Consider the following 15,234-nt stretch of genomic DNA (forward strand, 5'->3'; position numbering starts at 1 on the left):
ATTAACCTCCATGAATGGTTTTGGATGTACGGATGCTTATAGAAATGCTCTCTTTTTGTTTGGACAGTTTACTATTCACAAGAAAAATTAGCCATACATAGTTTGTCGGTTGTGATTTTATGGCATTGAAGTATAATTATAAAGTGAAACTTAAAAAGGACTTAAGAGTAAAACATATTATTCATCCTTTTCATAAGGAGAGTTTGTAGTGCAAAACAATCAAAATTCAAAAATAGATTTTAGTCTCGCTTTTATCATCTTTCTACTGTTTATTTCTAGCTGTGTTGCCATATATAGCGCGCAAACGACAGGGCAATATGGTGAGAACTTCTTATTGAAACAAATGGTCTGGTATACGGCGGGTATCGGAATTATTCTCGGTGTCATCACGTTAGACTCTGATCAGTTAAAGAAAATTTCATGGTATGCCTACGGGTTTGGAATAGCTTTACTTGCATTCCTAATTGTGGCTCCCGATAGTATAGCACCATATATTAATGGTGCTAAGAGTTGGTTTAGAGTCCCTGGTTTTGGTTCCTTACAGCCTTCGGAGTTCATGAAAATTTTCATGATTTTGGCGTTAGCGAATGTTATTACTAACCATAATGCTAATAATAGAATTAAAACGATTGAGTCTGATTTTTGGCTATTCCTTAAGCTTGGTTTAGTCACTTTCCTACCATTAATATTAGTGATGCAGCAACCCGACTTAGGAACGTCACTCGTTTTGATAGCCATCTTTTTGGGCATGACCTTCATCTCTGGTATTACATGGAAAATTCTCGTTCCTTTACTAGCTTCTGGGGGAGTATTAGCCTCCACGATCATGTTTTTCGTTATTTGGCACCCAGATATTTTAGAAAAGTATCTAGGAGTTCAACAGTATCAATTTGGACGAATCTATTCTTGGATCGACCCATATAACTACCAAAGCTCCACAGGGTTTCACTTAACCCGCTCCTTATTGGCTATCGGTTCAGGACAAACAACTGGAAAAGGAATTGGAAGCAGGGAAGTGTACTTACCTGAGAGTCATTCAGATTTTATTTTCAGTATTATCGGTGAGGAATTCGGGTTTATTGGATCGAGTGTGGTCATCAGTTTATTCTTCCTATTGATTTACCATATTACGAAGATTGGAATGGAAACAAAAAATCCTTTCTATTCATACATTTGTGTAGGGGTAATCAGCATGATCACCTTCCACGTATTTCAAAATATAGGAATGACCATTGGGGTATTACCCATCACTGGTATTCCACTACCGTTCATTAGCTACGGGGGCAGTTCATTATTAGGAAATATGCTTGGAATGGGAATTATTTTTAGTATTCGGTACCATTATAAGAAGTATATGTTTTCAACAGATAATTAAGAGGGGGCTCAGGAGGTTTGATTTTTCGACTTTTTGAGCGCCTTTTTTTATACTTTAGGAAAGTAATTAATGAGTAGTCGACGTATTGGTGCATTAAAAGATTAAAATAAAGTATACGTTCACACAAAGCTTAACACTAGCCAAGTTTTCTACTGTATAGAGGAGGAAAAAGAATGATTCGTTTCGGAGTGATTGGTACCAATTGGATAACAGAAAGACTACTAGAAGCCGCGAATGAGGTTGAAGGTTTTAAACTAGTGGCGGTTTATTCCAGAACTAAAGAAAAGGCAGAGTCTTTTGCAAACAAATATGGAGTAAATCACGTTTTTACTAATCTAGAAGAAATGGCGTCAAGTTCTGAAATAGATGCTGTATACATCGCAACTCCTAACGCATACCATGCGAAGCAAGCGATAGTATTTTTAGAAAAAGGTAAACATGTTTTATGTGAAAAACCATTGGCAGCAAATGCAAATGAAGTAAGTAAAATGATTCATAGTGCAAAAGCTAACAATGTGCTGTTAATGGAAGCAATGATTTCAACCTTTCTTCCAAATTTCAAAGTCATTCAAGATAACCTACATAAATTAGGACCTATTCGTAAGTATTTTGCAAGCTATTGTCAGTATTCTTCTCGGTATGACAAATACAAAGAGGGGACGGTCCTTAATGCCTTTAAGCCTGAGTTTGCAAATGGTTCTTTAATGGATCTTGGAGTTTATTGTTTATACCCACTAATTACACTCTTTGGTGAACCGAACAGTGTCGAAGCTACTGCAGTAATGTTGGAATCAGGAGTGGATGGAGAGGGTAGTGTACTTCTGAAATACGAAGACAAAGAAGCTGTCGTCATGTATTCGAAAATTTCCAATTCGTACTTACCTAGTGAAATCCAAGGGGAACACGGTGTGATGGTAATTGATAAAATTCATCGTGCTGAAAAAGTTGAAATCAGGTACAATGATGGAACTGTTGAAGATCTAACGGTGGACCAACCACAGCCTCATATGTATTATGAAATGAGAGAGTTTATTGATTTAGTCAAGCAAGGAAAAACAGAATCAACTATTAACTCCTTCCAAAACTCCCTTTTAACTATGAAGGTTATGGATCAAGTTCGCGAAAAAATTGGTCTAATATATCCTAGTGATATGAAATAAGGAAGAAGCCATGACGATTAATGTCATGGCTTCTTTAAGTCAATTATTTCAAGAAATAAGTTTCAATGTCATCTAACATTTTATTAGCAGCGATTACACCACCAGCAGTATTCCAAATCACGTCTTCCACTTTATGAACATTACCAGCTTTAGCAACAGATAGGTTTTTAAATAAAGGATCTTCAAGCCACTCTTTCTCAATTGCAGATGCTTTTCCGTCTCCTTCTTCATAAGTGAAGTAGAATAGGATATCTCCGTCCATTGCAGGGATTCTTTCCTTCGTTACATTTTTCTCAGCAAAATCAGGAGCGTCTTGACCTTCAGCACGAGCGAAACCAAGTTGATCTAAAATAACCCCAGAAAATGAATCTTTATGGTAAATACGAACATCTCCAGCCATGAAACGAACGATAGATACTTTTTGCGTTAATTTATCGCCTAACTCTTCTTTCATCGTTGAGATACGGTTATCGTAGTCAGCGATGATTTGTTGGCCTTCTTCTTCTTTGTTCAGTGCTTTTGCATATAATTCGAAGTTTTCTTTCCAGTTACCACGTAATGTTTCAGCAAAAATAGTAGGAGCGATTTCATTTAATTGATCATATAGCTTTTCTTGGCGCATTTTGTTTCCAATGATTAAGTCAGGTTGAAGAGCAGCGATTGCTTCAAGCGTAACTTCACTCTCAGTTCCAACTACTTCTACACCTTCCATATCGTTTGCAATGTGTGCATACCAAGGATCACCAATCCAAGACTTAACCGCACCAACTGGTTTAACTCCAAGTGCTAGTAGAGCTTCAGTTCCTTCATTAGTTAAGATGACAACTTTTTTAGGCTCTTTAGTGATTGTAGTGCTTCCCATTGCATGATCTACAGTGTAATTAACTTCTTCTTCTTTTGGTTTATCTTCACTTTTTACCTCTTCTTTTTCTACTTCTTTACCACAAGCTGCAAGGAACAATGCGAAAACTAGTGTTAAAGCAAGAAGCATAAAGTTTTTCTTGTTTTGTTTGAACATGATTCTTCCCCCTGAAAATATGTATTATTGATTAGTAATGATAATCATTATCACTGTTACTCACAAATAGAATCATAATGGGAAAATAAACACTTGTCAACAATTAATTGATAATGAATATCATCGTCATTGACGTAGTATGCATCATCCTTTAGACTTATAAAGGGGAAATGTAAAAAGATGATATATAAATAATAGAAGTTTCGGGAGAGGGTTTCATCATGATGCTTTTGAAAAGCACTTCTCAAAAGTGGCTTGGTTTACTCGGGCTATGTCTTTCGTTTTTATTTTTACTTTGTGCAAGTATTGTTTTCGGGTATACCAATACAACCTGGCAAATGGCATTCGAATCTTTTGTATCATACGATGGTTCGAATGAACATATAGTTTTGCAGACGGTTCGGTTACCTAGAGCATTAATTGCTTCAGCAGTAGGAGCATGTCTTGCGGTTGCAGGTGTTTTGATGCAAACTTTGACTAAAAATCCATTAGCGTCGCCTGGGGTATTTGGTATAAATGCTGGAGCTGGTTTTGCAGTGGTAGTAGCTGTGGCGGTATTTAATGTATCGAGTTTACAAGCGTATACATGGATTGCTTTTCTAGGTGCAGGCATTGCTGCATTTGGAGTATATATGATTGGTTCATTTGGAAGAGAAGGCTTGACTCCGATGAAGCTAACCTTAGCAGGTGCGGCGATTGCGGCTATGTTCTCTTCGTTAACACAAGGTTTATTGGTTTTAAATGAAACGGCTTTAGAACAAGTCCTCTTTTGGCTAGCGGGATCGGTGGCAGGAAGGAAATTAGATTCCCTTATTGCTGTATTACCTTACATATCTGTTGGTTTACTCTTGGCATTCTTTCTTTCCTCCAAATTGAATCTTCTATCGATGGGTGAAGATGTGGCAAAAGGACTCGGGCTCAAGGTGGGATTCATTAAATTATTCTCTGCGTTATGTGTCATTTTACTAGCAGGTGGGGCAGTGGCTGTATCCGGCCCTATAGGCTTCGTTGGAATTGTTATCCCCCATATTGCTCGTTCACTTATAGGCATTAATCATAAATGGGTTATACCCTTTAGTGCGCTTTTAGGTGCCATCCTATTATTGTTAGCGGATATTTCATCACGCTACATTATGATGCCGGAAGAAGTACCCGTTGGAGTAATGACAGCCGTAATAGGTACCCCTTTCTTCATATACATCGCTAGAAGGGGGTTCAATGCAAAATGATGAAGAAAAGATATCGTAGTATGCGAATGGGAAAAAATGGACCCTCTTTCTTGTTAGAAGAAAAGGCAGTAATGGTATTCTTAATTTTATTGGTAATCACTGTGGGAGTTTTGGTAATTAGTGCATCGATTGGTCAATTATATATAGCACCTATGGATGTCATCCGAGCACTTATCGGGCAAGGGACGACCATGCATGAAACGGTCATTACATCATTTAGATTGCCTAGGATACTAATTGCACTAATGGTTGGTGTGGCCTTGGCAATATCAGGCGGGATTTTACAAGGCGTCATACGAAATCCATTAGCTTCACCAGATATTATTGGTTTAACCGGTGGTGCCTCTTTTGCAGTGGTCGCCTTCTTGGCTATATTTACGGACGATGATAATGTTTTACAGGTTAGTATTTCGTGGTTACCTCTGTCGGCATTTATTGGAGCGTCTGTCACAGCTTTTATTGTCTACGTATTTGCTTGGAAAAATGGAGTTTCACCTATACGTTTAGTATTAGTAGGGATTGGTATTTCTGCGCTTATGCAAGCAGGGACTACTTTGATGATGGTAATGGGCCCTATTTACCAAGCATCTCAAGCGAATATTTGGATTACAGGATCTGTTAACGGCTCTAAGTGGGGGGATGTTAACGTATTATTTCCTATTATCCTTATTCTCTTAATTATTGTCTCTATTTCTGTGAGAAATCTTAACGTACAAGAGCTTGGTGAAGAAATAGCTGTAGGAGTAGGAAGTAAAATACAAGTGCAAAGATTTATCCTCATAGTGGCAGCAACAGCTCTTACTGGAGGGGCGGTAGCATTTGCTGGTGGGATTGTTTTCGTAGGGTTGATGGCACCACACATGGCAAGAAGATTAGTTGGTAGCTCATTTGGTGCGTTGTTACCTGTGGCAGGCTTAATTGGTGGACTGCTGGTCATGTTGGCTGATTTAATCGGAAGAACCGTGTTTGCTCCATTAGAAATTCCAGCGGGAGTATTTACCGCAAGCATTGGTGCACCTTATTTCATATACTTATTGTACAAGACTCGGAATTCGTAGGTGAGAAAGGAACGAATACAAATGGATGCTATATCTACAAAGTCTCTCACACTTTCATATGGAGAGAATCCAATTATAGATCAATTAGACCTCAGTATACCCAAAGGGGAAATCACCGTTTTTATAGGAAGCAATGGATGTGGTAAATCCACACTGCTACGATCAATTGCACGATTAATGAAACCAAAATCCGGCTCCATCCTCCTTGATGGCGAAGCGATTGCAAAACTTCCAACTAAGGAAATTGCAAAGAAGATGGCAATCTTGCCTCAATCTCCACTTGCTCCAGAAGGGTTGACAGTCTTACAGTTAGTGAAGCAAGGACGTTATCCATACCAATCCTGGTACAAGCAATGGTCAGAAGAAGATGAAGAAAAAGTCATGTATGCTTTAAAAGCAACAGGAGTTGAGCATTTAAAAGAGCGTCCAGTAGATTCCTTGTCAGGTGGCCAACGCCAAAGAGCATGGATTGCCATGATACTTGCTCAAGATACCGATACCATTTTACTTGATGAACCAACAACTTACCTTGATATGACCCATCAAATAGAAATACTGGATTTGCTGTTTGAATTGAACGAAAAAGAAAGTCGTACTATTGTTATGGTTTTACATGATTTAAATTTGGCATGTCGATATGCTCATAATATTGTAGCTATTAAAGACAAAAAGATTTTTGCTCAAGGAAAGCCAGAATATGTTGTAAATTGTTCCTTAGTGAAAAATGTATTCCAAATGGATTGTGAGGTTACCGTCGATCCACTTTTTGGAACACCTTTATGCATCCCTCATGGAAAAGGTCGATGTGTACTTAAAGGAGGCAGCTTGGGTCAATCATGATGCTCTCAGAACAGGAATTGACCCTATTAGTAAAGTTACGGTTATCCATCGCAGCGAGTTCTCTAAATGAAGAGTCAAGGCTAAGTAGTAAAGCTCTCACGGATTCAATCGATCAGAGCCTGGAACTGATAAAAGAGAAAATTGGCACCGATGAAGACAAAGTGGCAGCTTCCCTCTTAATCAAAAGGTACGCATTTTTACCGGTCATCGGTTTAGTAATGATGTCGGCTTTCAATAAAAAATTGGATTATTCTCTTGAAAATGTTTCATTGCTAGACTATACAGAAAGTGGATTATGGCTTCCTCAGTTTACATTTGACACTATGGAAGTGAAGGATTTATCTAAGAACCGGGAAGAGTGGAGAAGGTTAATCCTAAGTGAACTGTTTAATCAACACATTTACAAGGTAATGAATGTCCTTTCTAAAAGAACAAAAATATCAAAATTAATTCTTTGGGAAAATGTGGCTGTATATCTTTTTTGGATTTACGATATGCTACAAGATTTGTACAAGGATTCGCCTATAAAAGAGCGCATAACTGATGATTTTCTTTTTATCTTATCTGATGAGGCTGCTCTTTTATATGGCAATTACCATTCCAATCCTATTAAGCGATATTATTATGAGAAAACAAAGGTCCATATTGATGAAGAACCGATTAGAATAAGAATGACTTGCTGCTTGTCAAATAGGTTACCTAATAAAGCTTCTTGTAAAACGTGTCCACAAATATGTAAAACCCAATTGAAGAATAGTCTTAATTAGAGGTGGTCTAGGTGAAGGATTCTTTTAAAGAACAGTTTGATGGATTAATAGAAAAGTACTGTGAGTTGTTATTAGGTGATCAGAATCAAGATTTACAACAAAAAGTGGTCTACTGGGCACTCTATTCCCATATAGCCAAACAAATGCCAGCTCTAGCAAAACATTGGAATGAAACTTATCCAGAAGCAAAAGGAGAGCTAATGGAAATCATTGCTGAAATAAAACAATTAAACGAAGTGAAAAGGCAGTCCTCTAAATGATTATTACCGTTGCGATGACAACGGTTTTTCTTTTGTTCTATAGAAAGGTTTACTGTTCCAGCAAAAAGTAAAACGATGTAGCAGTCAATGAAACAAATTATTAATACCTTTCACAAGTCCTTTAGCTTTGTCTATACCTCAATTATTATGATGTAAATGGTAAGTTTGTTTTTTATTATCAAGGTAAATTGTAGAAGAATTGGTAATTGAATCTGCCTGTGAGCTATAACGCTTTAAACCTTGATAAATCAAGAATTTTCTAATAAAACAAAAGACTTGGAATTCATAAATATGCATATCCAAAATGCAAATTAAATGATAGAATAATTTTGTCGAATTTTTGAATATTATCTTTAGGAATAATGAAACATCATAGATAGAGTAACAGTACTTGAAGACCATGTATGCGTTTTCATTTCTCAGGGGGTTAATGGTATGGAGCAAGCAATGAGAGATTTTTTCCTCTTCTTATCTAAAAACAAAGCTGCAACAAAGATGGCAAAGAAATATGGCCTTCGCTTTGGAGCTTCTCGTTTTGTAGCTGGTGAAACAATCGAGCTAGCAACAGCTGTCATTAAAAATCTTAACAAACAAGGTCTTTGTGTAACGATCGATTACTTAGGAGAATTTGTGGATAACGTGGCAGAAGCAAACGAAATGGCTGACAACGCCATTATTGCGATCAAAGCTATCGGTAAAGAAAAATTAGATTCACAACTTTCTTTAAAAATGACTTCAATGGGAATGGATATTTCTGATGAGACAATCATGTCCAACATGAGAAGAATCCTAGATGCTGCGAAAGAAAATAACGTTTTCGTAACAATCGACATGGAAGACTATGCGAGATGCCAAAAAACTTTGGATATCTTTAAAGAACTTAGAAAAGATTACGATAATGTAGGAACAGTTATCCAATCTTACCTATATCGTACAGTAGGGGATATGGAAGACTTAAATCAATACCATCCAAATCTTCGTTTAGTTAAGGGTGCTTATAAAGAATCACCTGAAGTAGCATTCCCAGATAAAAAAGATGTAGATGAAAACTATAAAAAAATCATTAAAATGCACTTATTGAATGGTAACTATACTGCTGTTGCCTCTCATGACGATGCAATGATTGAATACACTAAACAACTTGTGAAGGAATATAACATTCCTAATGATCAATTCGAATTCCAAATGCTTTACGGAATCCGTACTGAAAGACAACTTGAGCTAGTAAAAGAAGGCTATAAAATGCGTGTTTACGTACCATACGGAACAGACTGGTATGGATACTTCATGCGTCGTCTTGCTGAACGTCCTGCAAACGTAGCGTTCGTTTTAAAAGGTATGTTAAAGAAATAAAGATGTTTGATGTAACCCAAAAGGTCTGGTGACTTTTTGGGTTTTTTGTATAGGAAAATAAAAAGTAAGAGGAATTTCGACAAGTTGGGCATTAAGCAGGGAAAGTTGGGCGTTAAATGTGAAAAGTTGTCCATAAAACATATAAAGTAGGTCGTAAACATAATAAGGTAGTGGTACGGTGTCTAATAATTAAACAAGCTGTTGGAAGAGATGAATCTTTCCAACAGCTTGTCAAAGTTAATCAATCGTTTGATTAACCTTTATATTGGCTATTTTGGCTGTTTACTTTTCTTTCTCCACCAACTTGCATTTTCGGACCGGCATTACCTTTTACGCTAGCGGCACTTACACCAGCTTTGGATGGATTTTTCTTCATTCTTGCCATGAAATATCACCCCTTTAACAATATCTTTTCTTGAAAAACCACATATTATGTTTACTAAGAAGTTTTTTCAAATGTTAGATTATTATTTATTGCGGAATTTTCAAAAATCTTTTATAGTAAGAGTATAAGAAAATATTTGAAATTTTTTTTGTCATAAAAATGAATGAGTATTCATTCAAAAGACTGAAGGGGGATATGAAATTGGTTCGACAAATACAAAAAGCAGCAGTCTTAGGATCTGGAGTAATGGGATCTGGTATTGCAGCACATCTTGCGAACATTGGAATTCCTACATTGCTTCTTGACATTGCGCCACGTGAATTAACAGAAGCAGAAGCAAGCAAGGGACTTACCCTAGAAGATCAAGTCGTTAAAAACCGCATAAGCGAAAGTAACCGTCAAAAACTTTTAAAACAAAAACCTGCTCCACTTTCTTCAAAGAAAAATCTTGAATTGATAGAAGCAGGCAATTTTGAAGATGATATGAAACGCCTTTCAGAAGTGGATTGGATTATTGAAGTAGTGGTCGAAAATCTAGATGTGAAAAAACAAGTATTTTCACAAGTAGATCAATATAGAAAACCTGGAAGCATCGTAAGCTCTAATACTTCGGGTATATCTGTAGAGGCGATGGCAGATGGCCGTTCTGAAGATTTCCAGAGCCACTTTCTTGGAACGCATTTCTTTAACCCACCTCGCTATTTGAAGCTTTTAGAAGTGATTCCAACAAAGAAAACGAATCCAGAAGTTCTTGCTTTCATGAAGCAATTTGGAGAAGACGTACTTGGAAAAGGCGTAGTAGAAGCGAAAGATACACCAAACTTTATTGCAAACCGCATTGGGACATATGGATTGCTAGTTACAGTAAAAGAGATGACAAAAGGTGGCTACAGTGTCGGAGAAGTAGATTCCGTTACAGGACCATTAATTGGCCGTCCTAAAAGCGCAACGTTTAGAACACTTGATGTAGTGGGTCTTGACACATTTGCACACGTTGCAAAAAACGTATACGACCAAGTCGAAGGTGAAGAGAAGGAAGTATTTGAAGTTCCAGAGTTCATGAAGAAAATGCTTGGAAATGGCTGGTTAGGTTCTAAGTCAGGGCAAGGATTCTTCTTGAAAAAAGGTAAAGAAATTCTAGAACTAGATCCTGTAACTCTAGAATATGTAGAAAGAAAGAAATTAAAAACCGCATCAACAGAAATGAGCAAACAAGAAAAAGGACTTTCTAATAAAATGAAAGCGCTTGTTTATAGTAAAGATCGCGCTGGTGAGTTGCTATGGAATATTATTAGCCCAGTCTTACTATACTCTGCAGAGCTATTAGGAACGATTGCTGATGACATCGTGGCAATCGATCAAGCGATGAAATGGGGATTTGGTTGGGAGTTAGGACCTTTTGAAACATGGGATGCAATCGGATTAGAAAAATCTGTTGCAAAGATGAAAGAAGAAGGAAGAAATATTCCTCAGTGGATCGAAGACATGATTGTAAATGGCCAGTCTACCTTCTATGAAGAAAAAGAAGATGGCCTTTATTTCTACCACAACGGTGAGTATAAGCAAGTTAAAGAAAATCCAAAAGCAATCAATTTAAAGCGTCTTAAAAAGCAAAAAGGTGTAATTAAAAAGAATTCTGGAGCAAGTTTAATCGATTTAGGTGATGGTATCGCATTGCTTGAATTCCATTCACCTAATAATGCGATTGGCATGGATATTATCCAGATGATCAATTTTGCAGTGGATGAAGTGGAAAAGAACTTCAAAGGACTTGTAATAGGTAACCAAGGTAAAAATTTCTGTGTAGGTGCTAACCTAGCCTTGATTCTAATGGAAGCACAAGATGACAATATTTATGAAATTGATATGGTCGTCCGTCACTTCCAACAAGCGATGATGAAAATCAAGTACAGCTCTAAACCAGTAGTTGCTGCACCATTTAGTATGACACTTGGTGGAGGAACTGAAGTTTGTTTACCAACTGCTCACATTCAAGCTTCAGCAGAAACTTACATGGGTCTAGTTGAAGTTGGGGTAGGTTTAATCCCAGGTGGAGGCGGTAACAAAGAGCTTTACATTAAGTATCTTGAGAGCATGCCTAATGATGTGGATTTTGACCTGCAAAATGTAGCAAATAAAGTGTTTGAAACTATTGCTACTGCGAAGGTATCGACATCAGGTGAAGAAGCACGAGACCTAAACTTCCTGAATTTCGCTGATGGGGTAAGCGTAAATGGTGACCATCTATTATATGATGCGAAGCAAGCTGCTCTGTCTCTTTATGAAAAAGGATATAAAGCTCCTGTTCGCAAAAAGGTTCCAGTGGTTGGTGAAACGGGATACGCGACATTGTTGTTAGGAGCTCAAAATATGCTTTTATCAGGTTACATTTCCGAGCATGATTTAGCAATCGCTAAAAAGCTAGCATATGTCATCGCTGGTGGAAAAGTACCATTTGGAACAGAAGTAGATGAGCAATACTTATTAGACCTTGAAAGAGAAGCATTCTTAAGCTTATTAGCGCAACCAAAATCACAAGCAAGAATGCAGCATATGCTCGTCAAAGGTAAACCATTACGTAATTAATGAATCAAGATAGATTAATAGAATCCTAACCCTTTTGTAACAGCCTAAAAATATGGGCTGTTACAAAAGTAAATAAATTTTGCAAGGGGGATCCCCATGAGAGAAGCGGTAATCGTTGCTGGAGCACGAACTCCGGTTGGTAGAGCAAAAAAAGGTACACTTGCAAATGTACGTCCGGACGACTTAGGAGCACTAGTAGTAAAGGAGACTCTTAAACGTGCTGGAAACTATGAAGGAAACATTGATGATTTAATCATCGGCTGCGCAATGCCAGAAGCAGAGCAAGGCTTGAATATGGCAAGGAATATTGGTGCTTTAGCTGGACTTCCAAATACAGTCCCAGCTATTACAGTTAACCGTTATTGCTCAAGCGGACTTCAAACTATCGCCTATGCGGCGGAAAGAATCATGCTTGGTCAATCAGATACCGTTATTGCAGGTGGAGCAGAGTCCATGAGTTTAGTACCGATGATGGGGCATGTTGTAAGACCGAATGCAAAGCTTGCAGAAACGGCACCTCAATATTATATGGGCATGGGTCACACTGCTGAAGAAGTTGCGAAGAAATATGGCATCTCAAGAGAAGACCAAGATGCATTCGCAGTTCGAAGCCACCAAAAGGCATTAAGAGCAATCCAAGAAGGAAAGTTCGTCGATGAGATTGTTCCTGTTGATGTAACTCTTCGCACCGTTGGAAGCGACAACAAATTAAAGGAAAAATCCATTCTTTTTACAAACGATGAAGGTGTACGTGCTGAAACAAGTATGGAAGGGTTAGCGAAATTGAGACCAGCATTTAACGTTATGGGATCGGTTACTGCTGGGAATTCGTCTCAAACTAGCGATGGAGCTGCAGCAGTTATGGTTATGGACCGTGAAAAGGCTGACTCATTAGGATTGGCTCCAATGGGTAGATTTCGTTCCTTCGCAGTAGCAGGGGTTCCGCCAGAAATTATGGGTATCGGGCCAGTGGCTGCTATACCTAAAGCATTAAAACTTGCTGGTTTAGAGCTTTCTGATATCGGTCTATTTGAATTGAATGAAGCATTTGCTTCTCAATCGATCCAAGTTATTCGAGAACTGGGCATTGATGAAGAAATAGTGAATGTGAATGGTGGAGCAATCGCACTAGGTCACCCACTTGGTTGTACCGGTGCAAAGTTGACATTGACTTTGTTACATGAAATGAAACGTAGAAACCAACAATTTGGTGTTGTAACCATGTGTATTGGTGGCGGCATGGGTGCTGCGGGTGTATTTGAATTACTAGCTTAAACATATAAATCAATTTGAATCGAAATATTTCGTTTAAAAACTGTAATAACCAATTGAAGGGGGCAAAAAAAATGACAAACCAAACTGAAAAGTTGATCAAAGGCGGAAGCTTTTTAATTGATGATGTTTCTATCGAACAAGTTTTCACTCCAGAAGAATATACGGATGAGCAAAAAATGATTGCTAAAATGACTGAGGACTATGTTATCAATGAAGTAGTTCCACAAGTTGAATATTTAGAACACCATGAATTCGATCGCTCGGTGAAGCTATTAAAGGAAGCTGGAGAGCTTGGCTTACTTGGTGCTGACGTTCCTGAAGAGTACGGTGGATTAGGATTGGATAAAATTAGCTCGGCATTGATTGCAGAAAAAATGTCACGTGCAGGAGGATTCTCCATCACTCACGGTGCGCATGTTGGGATTGGATCACTTCCAATAGTTTTATTTGGAAATGAGGACCAAAAACAAAAGTATTTACCTGCACTTGCAACAGGAGAAAAAATCGCAGCTTATGCACTAACTGAACCAGGTTCTGGATCGGATGCATTAGGAGCAAGAACTACGGCAAAATTAAATGCTGCAGGTACTCACTACGTGTTAAATGGTGAAAAGCAATGGATTACGAATGCTGGATTTGCTGATGTGTTTGTTGTTTACGCTAAAATCGACGGAGAGCAGTTCTCAGCTTTCATCGTTGAACGTGAATATCCTGGAGTTTCAACTGGAGCAGAAGAAAAGAAAATGGGTATCAAGAGCTCTTCCACTCGTACTTTGATTTTGGAAGATGCACAAGTTCCTGTAGAAAATTTACTAGGTGAAGCTGGTAAAGGTCATATTATTGCATTCAATATCCTGAATATTGGACGTTACAAATTAGGGGTTGGAGCTGTTGGTGCTTCTAAACGTGCGTTTGAAGTAACCGCTCAATACGCTAATCAACGTAAGCAGTTCAATACGCCGATTTCTTCTTTCAACTTAACTCGTGAAAAGTTAGCGACAATGGCGTCTAAAATCTATGCAGCAGAAAGCTCTGTTTATAGAACGGTAGGACTTTTCGAAGACCGCATGAGCAAGCTGACAGATGAAGAAGTTAAAGATGGTCTAGAAGTAGCAAAGTCCATTGCAGAGTATGCAATTGAATGCTCGTTGAACAAAGTATTCGCTACTGAAGTTCTTGATTATGTAGCTGACGAAGGTGTTCAAATCCATGGTGGATATGGATTCATGGCTGAATATGAAATCGAAAGAATTTACCGTGATTCTCGTATCAACCGTATTTTCGAAGGAACAAATGAAATTAACCGTCTATTAGTGCCAGGAACATTCCTACGTAAAGCAATGAAAGGTGAACTGCCTCTTCTTCAAAAAGCTCAAGCCCTACAAGAGGAGCTTATGATGTTAATGCCAGAAGAACCAGGCGATGAGCCTTTAGCACAAGAAAAATACCTTGTGAAAAACGCAAAGAAAATCGGATTATTAGCAGCTGGTCTTGCTGCGCAAAAATTCGGTAAGGCGCTTGAGAAGGAACAGGAAATCCTTGTGAATATTGCTGATATTATTTCTAACGCATATGCTATGGAATCTGCGGTCCTTCGTACGGAAAAAGCAATCCAAAGCACAGGTCTTGAAAAGAGCCAACAAAAGCTTCTTTACACTCAAATTTTCTGTCAAGAAGCATTCAACCAAATCGAACAGCACGCAAAAGAAACTCTACTTGCGACAGAGCAGGGAGATACATTAAGAATGTTGATTTCTGCATTGCGTAAATTCACTAGACACACACCAATCAACTTGGTTGGTAAAAAGCGTGAAGCAGCAGAGAAGCTAGTTGAAGCAGAAAAATTCGTAGTTTAATGAAAAATATAGAAACCGCCTTCTGGCGGTTTCTTAGGTTTGTTTAAGTGTTTTACCATCCTCAACTTTTAT

The 15,234-nt window shown here is 38.0% G+C and carries 13 protein-coding genes; 11 read left to right on the forward strand and 2 right to left on the reverse strand.

The features are described 5' to 3' along the window. Positions 1-208 precede the first annotated feature (208 nt). Complete coding sequence (locus DBX25_RS09840; RefSeq protein ID WP_108670621.1) at positions 209-1,375, forward strand: FtsW/RodA/SpoVE family cell cycle protein; 1,167 nt, start codon at positions 209-211, stop codon at positions 1,373-1,375. 173 nt (positions 1,376-1,548) lie between these two features. Further along, positions 1,549-2,535, forward strand: coding sequence for a Gfo/Idh/MocA family protein (locus DBX25_RS09845; protein WP_108670622.1), 987 nt, complete (start codon positions 1,549-1,551; stop codon positions 2,533-2,535). A gap of 43 nt (positions 2,536-2,578) precedes the next feature. Here the strand turns inward: DBX25_RS09845 and DBX25_RS09850 are convergent, their stop codons facing one another. Continuing rightward, positions 2,579-3,553 (reverse strand): ABC transporter substrate-binding protein, encoded by a 975-nt coding sequence (locus DBX25_RS09850; protein WP_108670623.1) that lies wholly within the window; start codon positions 3,551-3,553, stop codon positions 2,579-2,581. 224 nt (positions 3,554-3,777) lie between these two features. Between DBX25_RS09850 and DBX25_RS09855 the strand changes: the two genes are divergently transcribed. From DBX25_RS09855 to DBX25_RS09880, 6 genes are all read left to right on the forward strand, one after another. Then, positions 3,778-4,782, forward strand: a complete 1,005-nt coding sequence (locus tag DBX25_RS09855; protein ID WP_108670763.1) for a FecCD family ABC transporter permease — start codon at positions 3,778-3,780, stop codon at positions 4,780-4,782. Further along, positions 4,782-5,840: a FecCD family ABC transporter permease gene (locus DBX25_RS09860; protein ID WP_108670764.1), complete on the forward strand. Its 1,059-nt coding sequence runs from the start codon at positions 4,782-4,784 to the stop codon at positions 5,838-5,840. Before DBX25_RS09855 ends, DBX25_RS09860 begins: the two co-directional genes overlap by 1 nt. Before the next feature lie 21 nt (positions 5,841-5,861). After that, positions 5,862-6,680: an ABC transporter ATP-binding protein gene (locus tag DBX25_RS09865; protein ID WP_108670624.1), complete on the forward strand. Its 819-nt coding sequence runs from the start codon at positions 5,862-5,864 to the stop codon at positions 6,678-6,680. After that, positions 6,677-7,447 (forward strand): IucA/IucC family C-terminal-domain containing protein, encoded by a 771-nt coding sequence (locus tag DBX25_RS09870; RefSeq protein WP_108670625.1) that lies wholly within the window; start codon positions 6,677-6,679, stop codon positions 7,445-7,447. Before DBX25_RS09865 ends, DBX25_RS09870 begins: the two co-directional genes overlap by 4 nt. A gap of 11 nt (positions 7,448-7,458) precedes the next feature. Further along, the gene (locus tag DBX25_RS09875; protein WP_108670626.1) at positions 7,459-7,707 is read left to right on the forward strand and encodes a DUF2573 family protein; all 249 of its coding nucleotides are present in this window, start codon (positions 7,459-7,461) and stop codon (positions 7,705-7,707) included. 435 nt (positions 7,708-8,142) lie between these two features. Then, on the forward strand, positions 8,143-9,060 hold the full coding sequence (locus DBX25_RS09880; protein ID WP_108670627.1) for a proline dehydrogenase family protein: 918 nt from the start codon (positions 8,143-8,145) through the stop codon (positions 9,058-9,060). Between the two features lie 253 nt (positions 9,061-9,313). Here the strand turns inward: DBX25_RS09880 and DBX25_RS09885 are convergent, their stop codons facing one another. Beyond that, the gene (locus DBX25_RS09885) at positions 9,314-9,445 is read right to left on the reverse strand and encodes a YuzL family protein (protein ID WP_108670628.1); all 132 of its coding nucleotides are present in this window, start codon (positions 9,443-9,445) and stop codon (positions 9,314-9,316) included. A gap of 201 nt (positions 9,446-9,646) precedes the next feature. Between DBX25_RS09885 and DBX25_RS09890 the strand changes: the two genes are divergently transcribed. The 3 genes from DBX25_RS09890 (at position 9,647) to DBX25_RS09900 (ending at position 15,162) form a co-directional block, all read left to right on the forward strand. Then, a complete protein-coding gene (locus tag DBX25_RS09890; RefSeq protein ID WP_108670629.1) occupies positions 9,647-12,031 on the forward strand; it encodes a 3-hydroxyacyl-CoA dehydrogenase/enoyl-CoA hydratase family protein in 2,385 nt (794 codons plus the stop codon). Positions 12,032-12,127: 96 nt separating this feature from the next. Further along, entirely contained in the window at positions 12,128-13,306 is a 1,179-nt protein-coding gene (locus DBX25_RS09895; RefSeq protein ID WP_108670630.1) for an acetyl-CoA C-acetyltransferase, read from the forward strand. Between the two features lie 71 nt (positions 13,307-13,377). Next, positions 13,378-15,162: an acyl-CoA dehydrogenase family protein gene (locus tag DBX25_RS09900; protein WP_108670631.1), complete on the forward strand. Its 1,785-nt coding sequence runs from the start codon at positions 13,378-13,380 to the stop codon at positions 15,160-15,162. Positions 15,163-15,234 lie beyond the last annotated feature (72 nt).

The sequence above is a fragment of the Peribacillus acanthi genome (assembly GCF_003073175.1).
Taxonomy (GTDB): domain Bacteria; phylum Bacillota; class Bacilli; order Bacillales; family DSM-1321; genus Bacillus_BN; species Bacillus_BN acanthi.